This window comes from Alicyclobacillus kakegawensis NBRC 103104, assembly GCF_001552655.1.
Classification (GTDB): domain Bacteria; phylum Bacillota; class Bacilli; order Alicyclobacillales; family Alicyclobacillaceae; genus Alicyclobacillus_G; species Alicyclobacillus_G kakegawensis.
Window position 1 is genome coordinate 13,539 of sequence record NZ_BCRP01000015.1, and the last position, 17,224, is coordinate 30,762.

Sequence of the window (17,224 nt, forward strand, 5' to 3'; positions counted from 1 at the left end):
CCCGCACCCCTGCTTTTCTGCCAAGCTCACGATTGCCGCCCATACAAACGCCGCATGTCCGCCACCTGCCGCTCGACACCTTCCGCCAGACCGACCCGGGGACGAAACGCAAGCCGCTCAGCCGCCTGCTCCACATCGGCATAGGTGCGCTGCACGTCGCCCGGTTGCGCGGGCCAAATCTGCCGTTGCAGGGTCACGCAGCAGACAGCCTCTATGGTGGTCAACAAGTCGTTGACGCTGGCACGATTGCCACCGCCGATATTGAACACATCCCCCGCCCTGCCAGACTCCGCAGCCGCCAGGTTGGCGTCCACCACGTCGCCGACATAGGTAAAATCGCGCGTCTGCTCCCCGTCTCCGTAAACGGTCACCGGCTGACCGCAAAGGGCGGCGCGAATGAACCGGTGCACGGCCATGTCCGGGCGCTGACGAGGCCCGAACACGGTGAAGTAGCGCAACGATACCGCCTGGATTCCGAATTCCGATGCGTATACACGGCACAATTGCTCGGCCGCCAACTTGCTGACCCCGTAGGGAGAGCGTGGGTAGGTGGGGGCGTCCTCCGCCAGCGGCCCCTCCATGTCACCGTACACGGACGATGAGGAGGCGTAGACGACTGTGGGCCGACGCGCGGCATCCAGGCTTTTTACGGCCTCAAGCAGCCGCTGTGTGGCCAGGACATTGCTGCCCAAATAGTCCGCGAAGGATGGCCCCCAACTGCTGCGTACCCCGGGCAACGCGGCCAGATGAAAGACCACGTCCGCTCCGCGCACAAGTTCCTCAAGCTGGTCCGCGCACAGGTTGACCTCCATGAAATGGAATTTGGGATGCCCCGCGGCAGAACCCAGGTTCCGCCGCTTCATCCAACGCGGGTAATTCCCGGTCATGGCGTCCAGGCCGATGACCTCGTGCCCTGAGGCGAGCAGCCTGTCACACAAGTGAGACCCGATGAAGCCGGCGCAGCCCGTGACGATGACGGTGCTCATGGTGTATTCTCCCAGACATCCAGGATCTCTTGGGCCACCCGTCGCCACCGGTATCGGCTTTTGGCCAAACGCCAGCCGTTTTTACCCATCCTTTGGCGGAGACTTGGATTCGCCAACAGCCGGCCAACCGCCTTCGCCATCGCACGCGGGTCTTCCGGACGCTTCAGAAGCAGCCCGTTCTCCCCGTGCACAATGACCTCCGGATTCCCCCCGCGGGCTGTGGTAACAATCGGCAGGCGGGCCGCCATCGCCTCGTAATGCACACGCGCCAGAGGTTCCTCCCACTGGGACGGGCAGACAAACACATCCCCCAGCCAAAACCAGCGATGAATTTCGTCGGCGGCCACAAACCCGGTTGTGACAACCGGAAGGGGGCATCTGTCCGCCAACGCCTTGACGTACGCCATGTAATCGCTCATCCCGTTGTCGCTGTACCACTTGCCGCCCACGAGCACCAAGGCTGCCTCGGGATGCCCCTGGGCCAGATGCCACATGGATCTCACCAGGACGTCCGCTCCCTTTTTCGGCGACAGACGGCCGACAAACAGCACCACATTGCGCCCTTCGATGCCGTACCGACCCTTCAGTTCCCGGCGCGCCTGCTCGACTTGATCACGATGACGCCGCGGATTATAGCGCTGCACGTCCACTCCCGAATAAATGGTGCGCAACCGCGACTCAGCCTGCGGATAATCCTGCACAACCCGCCGTCCCACGTAATCGCTTACGGTGACGATCCGTTCACACGCTTGTATCGCCGTATCAGCCTCTTCGTGAGATATCTTGCCAGGCAGAAACATATCGTTGTGCATGCTGAGGATGATGCGGGCCTGAGGCGCCTTCTGATGCACCCCCTGAACGAGACGCGGCCGGTTGAAGATGTGAATCAAGTCGTAACGGGATGACGCCTTGGCCAAGAACGTGAGGACGTGTTTTTCGTAGACCCCGAAAATCTTGCCCGGCACGCGCACATAACGCACATTGCCCACCCGTTCGTCTGCTGCCAATTCAGGGTCCTCCACGCCGAGCACAGTCACGTCGTGGACACGCGCCAGATAAGGCAGGACACCGTCGATGTAAGTCTGAATCGCCCCGCCGCGCACGGCTGGAACGGGCAACTTCTCGGTGACTATCAACAGCACCTTCATGCCTTGCCCACCCCCAGCGCCTGGGCAAGTTCTTGGAGCGCCTGCCACTTGCTCGTCTCGGAGGCCTCCACCTGGGCCAGCACCGGCTCTAATTCCGTCCCCATGAACTCTACCGGGCGGAAGACCATCTCCTTCACGTTTTTGTAGAACTCGTTGGGCAATGAAAAGTCCACCAACAAGACCTCCAACACCTGTCGTCGGACCGGGTTCGCTTCACGGTAAGCCTCTATCATGCCGCGCATCCATTCCACGTCCCAACGCCCCGCGTCTTCCATAGTCGAACTGATCAACTTCCTCAGGTCGCGGATAGGGAGGTCGTACGCCACCCCGTCTAGGTCAATAATCCACAGTCCACCCGGACCGCGCTGGCCGTTGGACCAACCGTAATCCTGATGGGCCAGACCCCAGGCAGACTCGCCGCGCTGGACCAGCTTATGATACGGTGATGCCTGAAGCCGTTGATACGCCTTGCGGGCCTGTGCCTCGAATTTGTCCACCACGTCGAGCAGCGCTTGACTGCCCGGGACGTCCCGGTACACCTCTCCCAGGTTGCGAAACCAACCAATCTTCACCGCCATCTTCCGGTACGCCTGTTCCCACTTGTACAGGCGAGATGCGTGCCGCGCGCGGCGCGGCACGAGGAATCCCCGAGAGCGGCGATGGAACTCTCCCAACCCGTAGCAAAGTTCCTGCGCGCCCGCCAAGTCCACCTTGGAGACAGGCCGCAGCGGTTCAATCCAGTCCGTGACAATCCACAGTTTTCCGCCCGCCTGGCTGTACAGCCGTCCTTTTTTCGACCTCACGAGCGCCGGGACCCGCGCCTTGCGGCGGACCAGATAATCCTGTGCTGCCACCGCAAAACGACTGCGTTCCGGGGCGCGGTGCAACAGCTTCAAGCTGCGTGGCCCCTGGTCGGTCTCCAGCTTCCATATCGCTCCGCCTTTGTCCGATTTCGCCGTTATCAGCGTCATGCCGGCCACGTTCATGTCATAGCGGGCCATCACACGTTCGGCAGCCGCTTGCACCTCCGGGGGAACCATCTGGTCTGGATTTGGGTATCCCCTGTCCGCCCATGGCCCAACTGGCATCGCCATTCCTGTCCCTCCTCCCTATGTTGCCACAGTGTATTGGCCGACAGGACGAACAGTACAGGACAAGGGACCAGTGCGCACCATCTATGGGCCGGAACCTGGAAAAAAGGCTGATGCGAGTCGAGAATCAACACTTGTCCGCGCCTCGGCCGTACAGCGGCAGTCTCCTCGCAAGAGAAAAGCGCCCTCGCCTTGCCATACGGCAAAACGAGGGCGCCGGCTCCTTTTAGATATACGTTCCGTCGAACCTCGGGCGCTCAACCAACCCATTCATTGAAGTAACCCAGAGTCCGCGCAAAGGCGTCACGGCTGGCAGCCGCATTGTAAGAACGGCGCGTGTCATTGAAGAAGGCGTGATGGGCGCCCGGATACACCTTGTATTCGAAATCCTTCCCGGCCTTGCTCATCGCCTCCGCCAGCGCGGGCGCGGTCGCGGTCAGCTGCGTGTCCAACTCCCCATAAAACGCCCGGACCGGGCATTGAATGGCGGCGATGCGCTCGTCTTTGGGCGAACGCCCGTAATACATGACCGCACCTTTCAACTCTGGATCATGGCTGGCCAAATGAGCCGCCAGCGCCCCGCCCAGACAATAGCCCACAGCAACCACGCCCTGGCCCTTGCTCAACTCGCATTGGTTGCGCAAAAAGTCAGTCGTCGCCCGCAGTTGATCCGTATAGTTGTCCACATCCAGACCGCTGAACAAGGCAGTCATCGTCTCGCTCACGCGCTGGGGCTCGTCCCCCGGCAGCTTCGCCAGCTCTGCATCGCGTTCAGCCGGATTGCCCCACGCGGTGGGCGGCAGCTTTTCCATAAACGCTTTCACCGCCTCCACCCGATCACGATGCAGGCTCTCCGGGCGTTCACCGTCAACCGCGTACAGGTCCGGGGCAAAGGCGACATATCCGGCCTTGGCAAACCGCTCGGTGACGTCCTCAATGTGCGGGTCCACCCCCCAGACTTCCTGCAGCACCACAACTGCCGGCAATGGCGTCTGCGCGTGATCCTGCACGGCCAAATAGCCCATGTAACGGTCGTCCGCGCCGTAGCGCACCCAGCGAGTATCCAGTCCCATGATGAAACCTCCTTCAGCGTTCAAATGTTTCGGTTGCAGAAACAGAGTACAAGATGAAGAGACAGGAATCAACCAGCAGTCTCGGTGCACGGATAGCCAAGCCCCATTTTCTCTTTCCAGATCTTCCTACAATACAAAAATATAAAAAGACCTGCCGCCAAGCAGGTCTGTCATGGTGGAACCGATGGGACTCGAACCCACAACCCCTGCGCTGCCAGCGCAGTGCTCTCCCATTGAGCTACGGTCCCTTACCGCAGCGAATCGGGAACTCCGGCGGCCTTTGGCCATCCGTTCCGAATCGGACAATGGCTATTGTAGCCGATGGTGACGGCGGAGTCAAGCGGATCATCAGAATACATAATTTGGAATGCGATGGGCAACGATAACGGTGTAGCCGTAGAGGAGGATGTTCACTATGAAAAAGTGGCTGTTGGCAACCAGCGTCGTCGTGATGATGGGCAGCGCCATCCCCATCGCCTGGGCAGGTGATGGACTTTGGCGCCACGTCCCCTCCACCCACACACAAGGGAGCGCTCGGGCTGTCGCGGGCGGACCGTTTGCGGGACCCGTTGACGTTCAGCATGACTGGCAACTCCGCTCCAGCGTACGTGTCAGCCGTCAGGTGCTGCGCGAAGCCTACATGGCCAGCCGCGCCGTGTATACAGAAAAGCTGCAGAAATACGCGAAGGTTACACCCAGCCAGGCCAAAAAAGCGATTGCCCAAGCCCATCCAGGCATGAAGGTGGAAGACGTGCAATTGCGCAACATTCGCACCGACTTGGTCTACACAGGTCTCGCCCGGGATGACGAAGAACGGTATTTGGTCATCGTGGATGCGGGCAACGGCAAACTGCTGTTGGACAGGCTGCTGCCCACCCATCACGAGCGCGTGTTCTCGGGCGGTTGAGTGCCTCGGGAAAGGCCCCCGCTCGGCGGAGCGGGGGTGGCCTCCCCAAATAAAAAATAAAAAAGCCGCGCTCCTGGCGCGACCCTGGTTCGACATGGCGATGCCTTCATTCAAATCGCATATAAACGTCTATGGGATACACGTGGGTCCCATTGGCCATGCGGTCCCTCACACGGAGACCGCGCGCACCTTCACATCGTCCAACGCGATGGGCCCAATGCCCCGCGGAACCTCGATGGCGTCCCGCTTGGTGGCCCCCAGCGCCTCTGTGATGTAGTCGCAGGCTACATTGGGATCTATGCGGTCCCCACATGTGTACACATCAATGCTTGCGTATCCGTGTTCAGGAAAGCTGTGAATCGTCAGATGAGATTCCGAGATGATGACCACCCCGCTGACTCCCTGTGGGGCAAACTTGTGAAACGCCACTTCCCGGATCTCTGCGCCCGCCTCCAGCGCCGCGTTGACCATAATGCGTTCGATGCTCTGCAAGTCGTTCAGGCTTTCGGGGTTACACCCCCACAGTTCCGCAATCACGTGACGTCCAAAAGTGTCCATAAAAAAATCCCCCTTTTAGCGCAAATGCCATGCCATTACGGCATGTGGAGCCCTGACCGTTCACCACGGGGGAAAGTTAGTCCTTCGAGGTCCTAACCCTTTAAGTGAAGGAGGGTTCCAAGTCTGCGGTTGTATCCTGTGGACGCGGCCAAAGATTACGAGTGACAGTATACGATGCAGCCTGTCATTTTGCAACCAGAACTTTCACCAACCGCGGAAAACAGTGCCGCTTACGCCGCGTCCCCCGATAGACTTGCATCAGGATTTATTTCTGTATATTCTTACATCCATCCCAGAGTTCACACTTGGAGCCCAAGCAAGGCCTGAAACCCACGCTCATAGGCCGCCAGCAGGCGCTGGGGTGTGTGGCTGGGGACCACCGTCTCTTGAAAGTGGACAGCCAGTTGCCGGGCGGTCGCCGGGTGGTCCAAAAGGCGGGTGATGCAGGCCGCGAGCGCATCCGCATCACCCACGGGAGCCAACAATCCGGTGGCACCGTCGGTGATCAATTGCCGGATGCCGGGAACATCGCTGCCGATGTTGGGAACGCCGTAAAATCCGGCTTCCAGGATGGACAGACCGAACCCTTCGCTCCTGGAGCAGAGCACGTGGCAATCGAGTCCGGCGTAAAACTCGGGCATCCAATCGCAATAGCCGAGAAAGCGAGTGCGCGAGGACAACTGCAGTTCACCGACCAAGCGTTTGAGTGCAGACTCGGACGGCCCCCAACCCGCCACCGCCAGGTACAGACGCGGTCGTTCGATGCGCGCCATGGCCCGGATTAGGGTGTCAATGCTCTTGCTGGGATGCAGCCTGGCGCTCACACCCACGACCGTGGCGTCCGTCGGAATGCCGAGCCGCTCGCGCAGCAACCGGCGGTAATGGCTGCGCGGCTGGGGCAGCGGGGTCAGAACGGCAGCGTTGGGGACATGATAGGAAGGGCGGTCTGGGCAGAGGGACTGGTAGTCGGGATTGACCGTGAACAGACCGTCCGCGCGATGCAAAAAACGGGTGTTGACGTGTGTCCACAGCCTGCCGCGCAGGCGCCGATGGGAAAAGTCATGGCGCGGATCGGAATGAACCGTCGACGTCCAGCGGCAGCCGCACCTGAGGGCGGCCAGAGCGGCCAAGGCATTCATACGCGGTCCGTGCGCGTTGAGCACCGCGTGTGGTTGCTGCGTCAACAACCTCACGAGCGCGGTGAGGGCTCGCAGGCGCCTGTCCGGCAGATCGATGACGGGGACGTCGATGGCTTGCAGACGTTCCCTCAGGTATCCTGAACCCATCAACACAAAGCGGTAGGCCATACGCTGCGGGGTTTGACGGACGGCACTGGCCAACGCCAGCAGGTGGCTGGCCGCGCCGCCTTGCTCCGCCCCCTTGGCCAAGACGAGAACGGTTGGGGTCGGCGGTGCATCAGGAGGGGCGATGCACCTGTTTGGTGTGTTCCATGACGTAGGTCGAAAGGTCGTGGTCGTCAAAGTGGATGCACTCTCGATGCAACAACAGATAATCAATGGAAGCGCCGGTCAGTTCGGCCGCAAAGGCGAGCACATGGTGGCGCCGCTGCGTAGGTTCGGGCCAGGCGGCCTGAAAGTACTCGTCAATGCGGCGAAACTGGTCAAAATTCAAGCTCGGCACCAAGTGCACAAACGCCTCAGGCGGTAGTTCTAATATGTCGTAATTCTTTCCTTCGTATTCAATCGTGAGTCCTAACCGCATGATTTTATCCACCCTCTCCGCTGCCAGTATAGCGAATCCCGGAACGGCAGACAATTTGACTGCCGCCCGGCCCCCTTGGGGCCGCTTTGTGGCTGAAATGCGACAAATTCGTCACGGAACCTTGGGACTTCCCCCTTTACACCCAATTTCCGCGACCGTTACCATGTATCTAGACGTGATTTCATCACATATATGGGGAAGGATTGAGGAAATGAACTCCATCAAGACCTGGTTCCTGATGGGACTGTTGACCGTCATCCTGGTGCTGATTGGCGAATGGGTCGGCGGCCACACCGGTATGCTGGTGTTTCTCTTGATTTCCATCGTCATGAATTTCATCGGCTACTGGAAGAGCGGAGACATGGCAATCCTGATGACCCGATCCTATCCGGTTTCGGAACACGAGTATCCGGAACTGTACGCCATCATCCGCCGGCTGGTCAACCGGGCCGGGCTGCCGATGCCGAAGGTGTACATCACCCCGTCGCCACAACCCAACGCGTTTGCCACCGGGCGCAACGCAGAGCACGCCAAGGTGGCCGTGACGGAAGGTATTTTGCGCACGCTGTCGGCGCGGGAATTGGAAGGCGTACTGGCGCACGAGATTGGACACATCAAGAACCATGACATTTTGATTGGATCCCTGGCCGCGATGATGGCCGGATTGATTACATCTATCGCGAACATGCTGCAATGGGCGGCCATCTTCGGTTTCGGGCGCCGCGACGACGAGGACAACGGAGGCATCTTGGCGGAGTTGGCGATGATCATTGTGGCGCCGATTGCCGCCACCCTCATCCAGTTTGCCATCTCGCGCGCTCGTGAATTTAAGGCGGACGCGACGGGCGCCGAACTCGTAGGGGACCCGAATCCGCTGGCAGACGCGTTGGAACGCCTGGAAGCATACGCCCAGCACATCCCCGGCGGTTTCTCGCCGGCCACATCTCACCTGTTCATCGTCAACCCGCTGCGGGCTGAAGGATTAATCACCCTGTTCAGCACCCACCCGTCGACGCGGGAACGAGTGCGCCGCCTGCGGGCGATGCGGGTGCTCGGTTGACCTGACAGATGACACAGAGGAGCCCCGAAACCGCGGGGCTCTTTTTGGTTTATTCGTACCGCAGCGCATCAATGGGGTTGAGGCGGGCGGCTTTGTTGGCCGGGTAGATGCCGCAGACGAGCCCAATGAATGTGGAGAAGACCAAGCTGACGGCAATCGCCCAGCCGGAGACGGTGGTGGGAAGTCCCGTCACGGCGCGCAGGACCAACGACCCCATTACGCCGAGCAGCACGCCGAGCACCCCGCCAATCAGCGTAATCAACACGGATTCAATGAGAAATTGCAGCAAAATGACTCGTTGGGTGGCGCCCAAAGAGACGCGGATGCCGATTTCCTGGGTGCGCTCCGTCACCGATACCAGCATGATGTTCATCACCCCGACGCCGCCCACCACCAAGGCAATCCCGGCGATGGACCCGATGACCAGGGTGAGAATCCGCGTCACCTGCCCTATCGTCTGTTCCAGCCCGGCGTAAAAGCGGGTGCTCTCCTCGAACGCGTTGCTGTCGTGCACGCGAATGTTCAGCGCGGTGACGATGCGGTTACCCAGATCGACCTTGTCGATCCCGGGCTTGACCTCCACATCCATCTCACTGATGCTCCACCAGGGAAACAGGTCGCGGCAGGTGGTCGCGGGCATGTATACATAATCGGTTCCCAAAAAGCTGCCCAATAGGTTGAACTGCGCAGGCGCCGCGATGCCAATCACCTGCAGCGGTTGCCCGCCAATCTGAACCGTCTGCCCAACACGGGGCGCTCCAGTGAACAGCTTCTCCGCCAACGAAGGACTGAGCAGCACAACGCGCCGGTGCGCCAACACGTCCGCATCCGTGAACATCCGTCCCTGCACCACCGTGAAGTGGGCAATCTCGTTCAAGTATTGCGGGCCGGCATCGAGCTCCGCGTTGACCACACGGCCGTCGCTGGCCACCGTGGCCTGACCGTACAGTGTATAATAAACGTCCTCCACGCCCGAAAACTGGCGCGCCAACTGGAAATCTTGGTCGGAAAATGAGAGAATTTGGTCCGGCTGCGGAAGTCCTGGCTCCAGTGTCTCCTTGGGCAGAATCTGTATCGTGTTTTGCAGCCGCGGACTCTCGATGGTGGCGATGACTGCCGCCTGGCCGCCTTGCCCTAACGCGACAATGGTGATGATAGCCGAAACGCCGATGAGAATGCCCAGCATGGTGAGAAACGAGCGCAGCTTATTGCTGCGGATGGCCGTCCACGCGGACAACAGCATCTCTCCCAGATTCATGGCCGTCCCTCCTCGCCAGCACCGGTCACCAACCGGCCGTCCTGGATGCGCACGATGCGCCTCGCACGTCTGGCCACATCGGGGTCGTGCGTGATCAAGACGACGGTCATGCCGTCCGCGTTCAAAGACAAAAACAGGTCTATGATCTCCTGACCTGTCGCTGAGTCCAACGCCCCCGTGGGCTCGTCGGCGAGCAGCAGCGCGGGGCGGTTGGCCAGCGCACGGGCGATGGCCACGCGCTGTTTCTGTCCGCCCGAGAGCTCGTTCGGCAGGTGATGGGCCCGGTCGGCCAACCCCACCTGGCCGAGCAGTTCGAGCGCTCGCCGATGCCGTTCACGGCGCGGCACCCCAGCATACATCATCGGCAGCTCCACGTTCTTCTGCGCGGTCATGCGCGGAAGCAGATGAAAATTTTGAAACACAAACCCGATCTCCTGATTCCGCACCCGCGCCAATTCCTGCGCCGACAGCCGCTCAATCGGCCTGCCGAACAACCGGTACGATCCGCTCGTCGGCACGTCCAGGCAGCCTAGGATGTGCATCAAGGTAGATTTGCCGCTTCCCGAGGGGCCCATGATGCTGACAAATTCCCCAGCCGCCACCGTCAGGTGAATGTCGTCCAGGACCGTCAGCCACTCCTCCCCGGAACGGTAGCGCTTCGTCACCCCAGACAGTTCAATCACCGGACGGTCACAGCCTCTCCATTATGCAGGCTGCCAGGGTTCAGCACCACCTGGTCCCCTGGTCGCACGCCCTTGGTGACCTGCACCTCGGTGTCATTTGACTGGCCCAGTTGCACCGCTGTCTGGCGCACACGCCCCTGGCTATACACGTAGACTGAGTAACCGTTGCCGGTCTGCACAAGAGCCTCGTACGGCACCACGACAACCTTTCCGGCCGTCGTGCTGGCAATCCGAACGTCGACTTGGTACCCGATGGGAACCGGGAAGGCCGCGGCAGGCGCAATGTCCACTTCCACTTGTCCGCCGCCCGAGGTTTGACTGGTCGCATAACCGGCCACCTGCGAGACGGTGCCCCGCCACTGTTGGTTGGGGTAGGCGTCACTGGTCAACGACGCGGTCATTCCCTTGTGGATATGTACGGCGTCCACCTCCGAGACGCTGGTGACTACTTGCTTGTCCGCTCCAACCACCTCGACCACCGGCACTGTTGTGCCATCCGTGGTGACGCCCGTTGGGTTCACCGCAAGCACCGTGCCCGAGAACTGGGCGCGCACGATGGTCGCATCATAAGCCGCCTGCGCCTGCGCCAGCTGCCCCTTCGCCTGCGCCAACGTGGTGCTCGCCTGGTCCAAGGTTCCCTTGAATTGGGGTTGTAACCCGGGCGGCGCAGAATCGTACTGCTGCTTGGCTTGTTCATACGCCTGTTGGGCGTTTTCCACAGCTGTCTGCGCCGCCTCCAATGACGCGGCTTGGGTTTGATTCTGACACGTAAGCAGGATATCCCCCTTCTGGACTCTCTCCCCGACCTTGACGCGGATCTGATCAATCGGAGCCGGCAACGCCGACGCCATCACGTCCTGCTGGTCGACCGGACGGACCGTACCGCTGGCGAAAATTTGATTGCTGAGCATCTTGCGTTCGACTTGCACGACCTGCACCGTGGGTTGACGCGGCCACGCCAGAGAGGTGGCGCAGGCCGCCGCGGCAAGGACGAGGACCCCTGCCACCCACCACCAGCGTCGAAAACGGCGTTGCGTCTCCTGTTTCACCCACGTCACTCCTCATTCGTCCCAGAAACGCAGATATCTCAACAATACATGACAACAGCGGATCGGAAAAGGGGGCCGCGCCATCCCATCCGTGGCCTCAAAGACACCCAGCGCACCGGTGTGTGTCGTCACACGGACGGATGCGGCCGCATGTAGTCAACATGCTCCGATTGTCTCCCGATGGCCCCGGAGGGGCTTACTGCGCCTACCGCAGTCCCCCGGGCACCTGCGTCCGTCGGCAGACCGGGCTTTGGCCAGGAGAGGTAGCGAGCCCCATAATCGGCGACGGAATGGGTCTGCCACGGCGTCCCGGATGCTGGCGCGCTGTGGCTTTCTGCCACCCCGGCATTCTGCAAGTACCGGCTCAGCCTCGCCTCCACCGCGGCCAATTGCGCCTCCACCTGGCGCAGCTCGCGCAGCACCGCCATCAGCTCCAGGTCCGTACCTCTCTCCCGCATGCCCATCCCTCTCTCGCATCAGGTTCACCATAATACCCATATCCTGCCCACACGCTCCGGGCCAATGCGCTAGGCATAGTTTGTCCGCGGGCCGCATAGCCATCATGGTGAGACCACGGCGGAGTGGCCGGAAAGCCGCGCCAAGCAAGGGAGGGCTGCCTGTGTACGCACGGGTCTATGACCGTCTCGTCGGCTGGCTGTGTCTTGCCTCCGCCGCCGTCGGCTGGCTGTCCGGACGTATCGGCGATTATATGCACATCTGGCCGCTGGAATCCTGCATCCTGTTGGGCATCGGTGTCCTGGCCCTGCTGGGCGCGCGTGCGCGGCTGCGCTATACCGTCGCCGTCGCGTTGGTTCTGGGTCTCGCGCTGTTCTTGTGGGGCGTGACTGGAAGCGTGCACCCCCACCTGCCCGGCGCCACGGCAGAGCCGTTGGAATGCGCGTTGCGCATCGTGGCCGGAGCCTGGGGAGTCTATACAGCGGTTGAAGACACCTTGAGCTGGCGCCGTCACCGCCAGACAGCATGAAGCGGCGCAACGGGCGCATACTAACCGGGCGGACCTGTCCGCACACTGCACCAAGGGGGCGATTGCATGAAAGTCCGGGACTTGATGACGGCCAACGTTTCGTATGTCCAGGAGTCCGACCCTGTACAGAAAGCCGCCCAAATCATGAACTCGGTCAACTGTGGATCGGTTCCGGTGTGCGACGCCAACAAGCGCGTCGTCGGCATCATCACCGATCGAGACATCGCCTGCAAGGCTGTGGCCAACGGTCAGTTCAACGCCCAAGTCCGCGACTGCATGAGCCGCCAGGTGATTACAGCCACCCCGGACACAGACGCACACGAAGCGGCTGACCTGATGGCCCAACACCAAATTCGACGCCTGCCGGTGTGCGACAGCGCGGGCACCCTCCAGGGCATTTGCGCGATTGGCGACCTGGCACGCCAAAACATCCACATCAACGAAGCGGGCGACGCGCTCAGCCGGATCTCGCAGCCGACGCAGGCACAGAGCCAGCTGCAATAACGGTTTTCCATTGGCCCGTGGGCGCTTCGGCCCGCGGGCTGTTTTATGGCTTTTGGAACCATCACTCAAACAAAGAGCCCCACGCCTGCGGCGTGGAGCCCTTTACCAACACAACCATTCGTTTGTCAGCCGCGGCCAGCCAGCTGCTGCTCCGCCAGCGCCACCAGTTTCCGCGTGATATTTCCCCCGATAGCACCGGTGTCGCGAGTGGCCATCGTGCCCCAATAGCCATCAGAAGGGGGCTGAATGCCCAACTCGGAGGCCACCTCATACTTCAACTGGTCCAACGCCTTCGCCGCGCTCTGCACGACCAGCGTGTTCGACTTCTGTCCTTGTGCCATGTTTATCACCTCCCTGGTGTAGGCATAGTGTGCCCGCATCAAGGAGGGATACGCTGTTACATTCTGGCTCACCCACGTTCGGCGAGCGGCACAAAGCGGCGATCCGTCTCGCCCGTGTACTCGGCGCGCGGGCGAATCAAACGGTTGTTCTGGTACTGTTCCAGCACGTGCGCGGTCCAGCCGGAAATGCGGCTGCACGCGAAGATGGGCGTGTACAGGTGGATAGGCAGGCCGATGCTGTAGTACATGGAAGCCGAATAGAAGTCCACGTTCGCGTTAAGCCCTTTCTTCTCGCGCATCAACTGCTCCATCCGCTGCGACATCTCGAACCACTTGGTCTCGCCGGCCCGTTCCCCGGCCTGTTTGCTCAACTGGCGCAGGTGCGTCGCGCGCGGATCCTCCGTGCGGTACACGCGATGGCCAAAGCCCATGATCTTGCGCTTGGCCGCCAACGCTTCCGTCAGCCACGCATCCACGTTATCTATCGAGCCAACTTCCAGCAGTGTCCGCATCACCCGCTCGTTGGCTCCGCCGTGCAGCGGCCCCTTCAGGGTTCCGATAGCCGAGACGATGGCCGAGTAGATATCCGATAGCGTACCCGCGGTGACACGGGCAGAGAACGTGGAAGCGTTCAGTTCATGATCCGCATGCAGGATGAGTGCCGTGTTGAACGCCCGTTCCGTAAACTCGTCCGGTTTCTCCCCTTTCAGCTGATACAAGAAACTGGCCGCCATACTGAGACTCGCGTCCGGTTCCACCGGCGCCAACCCCTGCCGCAGACGCTCTGCCGCCGCGACAATCGTCGGCACCTGGGCCACCAAACGCGTCGCCTTGCGGACGCTGGCCTCATACGAGTCGTCGGCGGCGTCCGGATCGAACAAGGCGGCGTAGGAAACGGCCGTCCGCAGAACGTCCATCGGATTGGCGTCCTTCGGCAGGCCGCTGAGCAATTCCATCACTTTTGGGTGCAGCGCCCGTTGACTCGCAATCGCTTGCTTCAACTCGGTGAGCTGGGCTTTGTTGGGCAAGTCCCCATGCCACAGCAGATAAATCACTTCTTCAAACGAAGCCCCGCCGTTCACCAAGTCGTGAATGTTGTACCCGCGATAAATCAATCGGCCTTCCCGGCCGTCCAAGTAGCAGATCTCGGACGTGTTCGCTACCACATCCTCTAACCCGGCTTTGAACGCAGCTTGCTGGCTCATACGATTTCCCTCCCAAATCACGCCACATGTGGCCACAGGGTCGATTATACTACAACCTGACGAGCAGGGAAAAACGCCGTGTCAGCGGCCCCAAACGTCGATGCGCCGTATCCGGGGCCGCGTGTCCTGCCGACCACTGGCGGTCCAGGGTCAGGATGGAAAGCGTGTGACCCCCTCCCGGCCATTAGCTTGTCTGGGAACACAGGTGTGCTATGATGAAATTGTGCCCACTAGTCGGGCAAATTCATCACCCATCTTTAAGAGAGGAAGGGAATATATGGAGCAGGAGCGCGCCGGAGTTGTGACCTTTGCGGGCAAGCCCGTTACCTTGATTGGCCCGGAAATCCGCGTGGGCGACAAGGCCCCGGACTTTGAAGTTCTGGCCAATGATCTGTCCCCGGTCAGGCTGGCGGATACCCGTGGCAAGGTCCGCATCATCAGTGTCGTGCCGTCGCTGGACACGGGGGTCTGCGACGCGCAGACGCGTCGATTTAACCAAGAGGCTTCCGCGCTGGGAGAAAACGTGGTGGTCCTGACCATCAGCGCCGACCTGCCGTTTGCACAAAAGCGCTGGTGCGCGGCTGCGGGCATCGACCGCGTGCAGACCTTGTCTGACCACCGAGACATGTCCTTCGGCCGGGCCTACGGAACCTACATGAAAGAACTGCGCCTGAACTGTCGAGCCGTCTTTGTGGTCGATTCCAATGACATGGTCACCTACGTGGAGTATGTCCCGGAGGTCACTCAACACCCGAACTATGAGGCCGCGCTCAGCGCCGCCAAAGCGGCCCGCTGAACCTCCGGGCGCGGGAATCCGCTCAACCCGCCCAGGGTGCTCCGACAGGCGTCCGCGTCCTACGGGCGTCAGGCCCCAAGCAGCGGGCGTTTGTATCCCCCAGACTGGCGCGGGTGGCCTCTGGGCGTGACAGGTTGGCCGCCAGTGTCTCGTGTTGGCGGCCAACCTGGGTCAGCAGGGTCGCCAAGGCGCTGTCCAAATCCTCGGTGTGCCAGGCTGATTCGGCCGGACGGCGAACGCCCGCCGCCTCGGGACGGGCGCACCTCGCGAAGCTCTATTCCGCTAGCGCCAGCGTCGAAACGGACGGAAGTTCACCTTTCTTTTCTCCGTGAAGGCGCGATTGCCCTCCATCGCTTCCTCGGTTCCATAATAGAGACTGACCGCGCTCATGGCAAGCTGGGCGATACCGCCGATGTGGGCCGTGTCGGCGTTGAACGAGTATTTGGCCAGCTTCAGCGCGGTCGGGCTTTTGTCCAAGATTTCCTCGCACCAAGACCGCACCTCGGTGAGCAAATTGGCATGCGGGACCACCTTGTTGACCAGACCCATCGCGTACGCCTCGGCGGCGCTGTAGCGACGGCATAGGTACCAGATCTCGCGCGCCCGTTTCTCGCCGACGACACGCGCCAAATAGGCCGTGCCGTAGCCCGGATCGACCGATCCGACCCTGGGCCCGACCTGGCCAAAGACCGCCCGGTCGGAGGCAATCGTCAAGTCGCACACCACATGCAAGACGTGCCCACCGCCGATGGCGTAGCCATTGACCGCCGCAAGCACCGGTTTCGGCATGTTGCGGATGAGCGCGTGCACCTCCTCGATGTCCAGTCCCAGGTCGCTGCGGCTGCGCCCACCGTAGCCGCCGCCGGCAGCGCTGCGCTCCTTCTGGTCACCGCCGACGCAAAACGCGCGGTCTCCTGCGCCCGTCAGCACCACCACACCAATTTCACGATCCGCCCAGGCATCGGAAAGCGCCTCAATCATCTCCTCGACGGTGCGCCACCGAAAAGCGTTGAGGACGTGCGGGCGGTTGATAGTAACGGTCGCGATTCCCGCATCCTTATGATAAAGGATGTCCTGAAAAGCCAACTCCCGCGCCCCCTAACACATGGTAAGCCCGCCGCTGACGCTCAACGTCTGGCCGGTGATGTAGCCGGCGTCCTCCGAAGCCAAGAAGGCCACCGCCGCGGCCACATCTTCCGGCTGCCCGAGCCGCCGCATGGGCACGGCTTTGGTCATGGCGTCTACGAGGCGCGGATGACCGGCCGCCACCTGCGTGAGCAGTGAGGTCTGCGTCGGACCGGGGCAGACCGTGTTGGCGGTCACGCCGTGCTGCGCCACTTCTCGAGCTATCGTCTTGGTAAAGGCAAGGATGCCTCCCTTGGCCGCTGAATACACCGCCTCGCCTGAGGACCCAACACGGCCCGCGTCGGAGCCGATGTTGACAATGCGGCCATACCCGGCCTTCATCATGATGGGGAGTGCCTGGTGCGTAAAGCGAATGCTCCCCAGCAGGTTGACCTCCAGAATCTTCCGCCATGTCGGCTCGTCGCTGTCCACAAACGGCTCCACCTTATCCCAGCCGGCGTTGTTGACCAATACGTCCCAGCGGCCATAGCGATCCATCACCACATCGCGGGTGCGCACCACGTCCGCTGTCTTGCAGACGTCGCACGCCTGCGCGACGGCTTCGCCGTCCGCCGCCCGGATTTCGGCGGCGGTCGCCTCCGCCAACTCGCCCTGGATGTCTGCGGCGACCACGCACAGCCCCGCTTGCGCCAACCGCAAAGCGATAGCCCGACCGATGCCCTGGCCGGCCCCCGTGACCACCGCCACCCTCTCCATCACACTCCACCTCCCG

Annotated in this window: 20 protein-coding genes and 1 tRNA gene; 5 read left to right on the plus strand and 16 right to left on the minus strand. The window is 61.4% G+C overall.

Translation table 11 applies throughout. From position 1 onward, the window contains the following. Nucleotides 1–26: 26 nt before the first annotated feature. The 5 genes from AK2_RS11635 to AK2_RS11655 form a co-directional block, all read right to left on the minus strand. Complete coding sequence (locus AK2_RS11635; protein WP_067934563.1) at nucleotides 27–986, minus strand: NAD-dependent epimerase/dehydratase family protein; 960 nt, start codon at nucleotides 984–986, stop codon at nucleotides 27–29. Then, nucleotides 983–2,134: a glycosyltransferase family 4 protein gene (locus AK2_RS11640; RefSeq protein WP_067934568.1), complete on the minus strand. Its 1,152-nt coding sequence runs from the start codon at nucleotides 2,132–2,134 to the stop codon at nucleotides 983–985. Before AK2_RS11640 ends, AK2_RS11635 begins: the two co-directional genes overlap by 4 nt. Continuing rightward, on the minus strand, nucleotides 2,131–3,228 hold the full coding sequence (locus AK2_RS11645) for a CotS family spore coat protein (protein ID WP_067934570.1): 1,098 nt from the start codon (nucleotides 3,226–3,228) through the stop codon (nucleotides 2,131–2,133). The genes AK2_RS11640 and AK2_RS11645 overlap by 4 nt, the downstream gene beginning before the upstream one ends. Nucleotides 3,229–3,482: 254 nt before the next feature. Continuing rightward, on the minus strand, nucleotides 3,483–4,298 hold the full coding sequence (locus AK2_RS11650) for a dienelactone hydrolase family protein (protein ID WP_067934572.1): 816 nt from the start codon (nucleotides 4,296–4,298) through the stop codon (nucleotides 3,483–3,485). 173 nt (nucleotides 4,299–4,471) lie between these two features. Continuing rightward, nucleotides 4,472–4,546, minus strand: a tRNA-Ala gene (locus AK2_RS11655). Nucleotides 4,547–4,713: 167 nt separating this feature from the next. Between AK2_RS11655 and AK2_RS11660 the strand changes: the two genes are divergently transcribed. Next, nucleotides 4,714–5,205 carry a PepSY domain-containing protein gene (locus AK2_RS11660; protein ID WP_245632889.1) on the plus strand — a complete coding sequence of 164 codons (492 nt, stop codon included), beginning with the start codon at nucleotides 4,714–4,716 and terminating at the stop codon, nucleotides 5,203–5,205. 168 nt (nucleotides 5,206–5,373) lie between these two features. Here AK2_RS11660 and speD read toward each other — a convergent pair whose 3' ends face one another. The 3 genes from speD to AK2_RS11675 form a co-directional block, all read right to left on the minus strand. Beyond that, the gene (gene speD, locus AK2_RS11665) at nucleotides 5,374–5,763 is read right to left on the minus strand and encodes an adenosylmethionine decarboxylase (RefSeq protein WP_067934574.1); all 390 of its coding nucleotides are present in this window, start codon (nucleotides 5,761–5,763) and stop codon (nucleotides 5,374–5,376) included. Between the two features lie 299 nt (nucleotides 5,764–6,062). After that, entirely contained in the window at nucleotides 6,063–7,151 is a 1,089-nt protein-coding gene (locus tag AK2_RS11670) for a glycosyltransferase family 4 protein (protein ID WP_067934576.1), read from the minus strand. A 28-nt stretch (nucleotides 7,152–7,179) separates the two neighbouring features. Continuing rightward, a complete protein-coding gene (locus tag AK2_RS11675) occupies nucleotides 7,180–7,485 on the minus strand; it encodes a hypothetical protein (protein ID WP_067934579.1) in 306 nt (101 codons plus the stop codon). A gap of 211 nt (nucleotides 7,486–7,696) precedes the next feature. Between AK2_RS11675 and AK2_RS11680 the strand changes: the two genes are divergently transcribed. Next, nucleotides 7,697–8,545 carry a zinc metalloprotease HtpX gene (locus AK2_RS11680; protein WP_067934581.1) on the plus strand — a complete coding sequence of 283 codons (849 nt, stop codon included), beginning with the start codon at nucleotides 7,697–7,699 and terminating at the stop codon, nucleotides 8,543–8,545. 49 nt (nucleotides 8,546–8,594) lie between these two features. Here AK2_RS11680 and AK2_RS11685 read toward each other — a convergent pair whose 3' ends face one another. The 4 genes from AK2_RS11685 to AK2_RS11700 form a co-directional block, all read right to left on the minus strand. Continuing rightward, nucleotides 8,595–9,803: an ABC transporter permease gene (locus tag AK2_RS11685; protein ID WP_067934583.1), complete on the minus strand. Its 1,209-nt coding sequence runs from the start codon at nucleotides 9,801–9,803 to the stop codon at nucleotides 8,595–8,597. After that, on the minus strand, nucleotides 9,800–10,486 hold the full coding sequence (locus AK2_RS11690; RefSeq protein WP_067934585.1) for an ABC transporter ATP-binding protein: 687 nt from the start codon (nucleotides 10,484–10,486) through the stop codon (nucleotides 9,800–9,802). Before AK2_RS11690 ends, AK2_RS11685 begins: the two co-directional genes overlap by 4 nt. Continuing rightward, nucleotides 10,483–11,535 (minus strand): efflux RND transporter periplasmic adaptor subunit, encoded by a 1,053-nt coding sequence (locus AK2_RS11695; RefSeq protein WP_067934587.1) that lies wholly within the window; start codon nucleotides 11,533–11,535, stop codon nucleotides 10,483–10,485. The genes AK2_RS11690 and AK2_RS11695 overlap by 4 nt, the downstream gene beginning before the upstream one ends. Nucleotides 11,536–11,663: 128 nt before the next feature. Then, nucleotides 11,664–11,993, minus strand: a complete 330-nt coding sequence (locus tag AK2_RS11700; protein ID WP_067934589.1) for a hypothetical protein — start codon at nucleotides 11,991–11,993, stop codon at nucleotides 11,664–11,666. A 161-nt stretch (nucleotides 11,994–12,154) separates the two neighbouring features. Here AK2_RS11700 and AK2_RS11705 point away from each other — a divergent pair, with 161 nt between their 5' ends. Both AK2_RS11705 and AK2_RS11710 read left to right on the plus strand, forming a co-directional pair. Next, a complete protein-coding gene (locus AK2_RS11705; protein WP_067934591.1) occupies nucleotides 12,155–12,520 on the plus strand; it encodes a hypothetical protein in 366 nt (121 codons plus the stop codon). Nucleotides 12,521–12,586: 66 nt separating this feature from the next. Continuing rightward, nucleotides 12,587–13,024 (plus strand): CBS domain-containing protein, encoded by a 438-nt coding sequence (locus AK2_RS11710; protein ID WP_067934593.1) that lies wholly within the window; start codon nucleotides 12,587–12,589, stop codon nucleotides 13,022–13,024. A 125-nt stretch (nucleotides 13,025–13,149) separates the two neighbouring features. Here AK2_RS11710 and AK2_RS11715 read toward each other — a convergent pair whose 3' ends face one another. Both AK2_RS11715 and AK2_RS11720 read right to left on the minus strand, forming a co-directional pair. Beyond that, nucleotides 13,150–13,365, minus strand: coding sequence for an alpha/beta-type small acid-soluble spore protein (locus AK2_RS11715; RefSeq protein ID WP_067934595.1), 216 nt, complete (start codon nucleotides 13,363–13,365; stop codon nucleotides 13,150–13,152). A 68-nt stretch (nucleotides 13,366–13,433) separates the two neighbouring features. Further along, complete coding sequence (locus tag AK2_RS11720) at nucleotides 13,434–14,570, minus strand: citrate synthase (RefSeq protein ID WP_067934597.1); 1,137 nt, start codon at nucleotides 14,568–14,570, stop codon at nucleotides 13,434–13,436. Between the two features lie 277 nt (nucleotides 14,571–14,847). Between AK2_RS11720 and tpx the strand changes: the two genes are divergently transcribed. Next, nucleotides 14,848–15,366, plus strand: a complete 519-nt coding sequence (gene tpx, locus AK2_RS11725) for a thiol peroxidase (protein WP_067934599.1) — start codon at nucleotides 14,848–14,850, stop codon at nucleotides 15,364–15,366. Nucleotides 15,367–15,648: 282 nt separating this feature from the next. On the opposite strand, the gene menB is transcribed toward tpx, so the two are convergent. Beyond that, nucleotides 15,649–16,452: a 1,4-dihydroxy-2-naphthoyl-CoA synthase gene (gene menB / locus AK2_RS11730; RefSeq protein ID WP_067934600.1), complete on the minus strand. Its 804-nt coding sequence runs from the start codon at nucleotides 16,450–16,452 to the stop codon at nucleotides 15,649–15,651. A 12-nt stretch (nucleotides 16,453–16,464) separates the two neighbouring features. Beyond that, complete coding sequence (locus tag AK2_RS11735; RefSeq protein WP_067934602.1) at nucleotides 16,465–17,208, minus strand: SDR family NAD(P)-dependent oxidoreductase; 744 nt, start codon at nucleotides 17,206–17,208, stop codon at nucleotides 16,465–16,467. Nucleotides 17,209–17,224 lie beyond the last annotated feature (16 nt).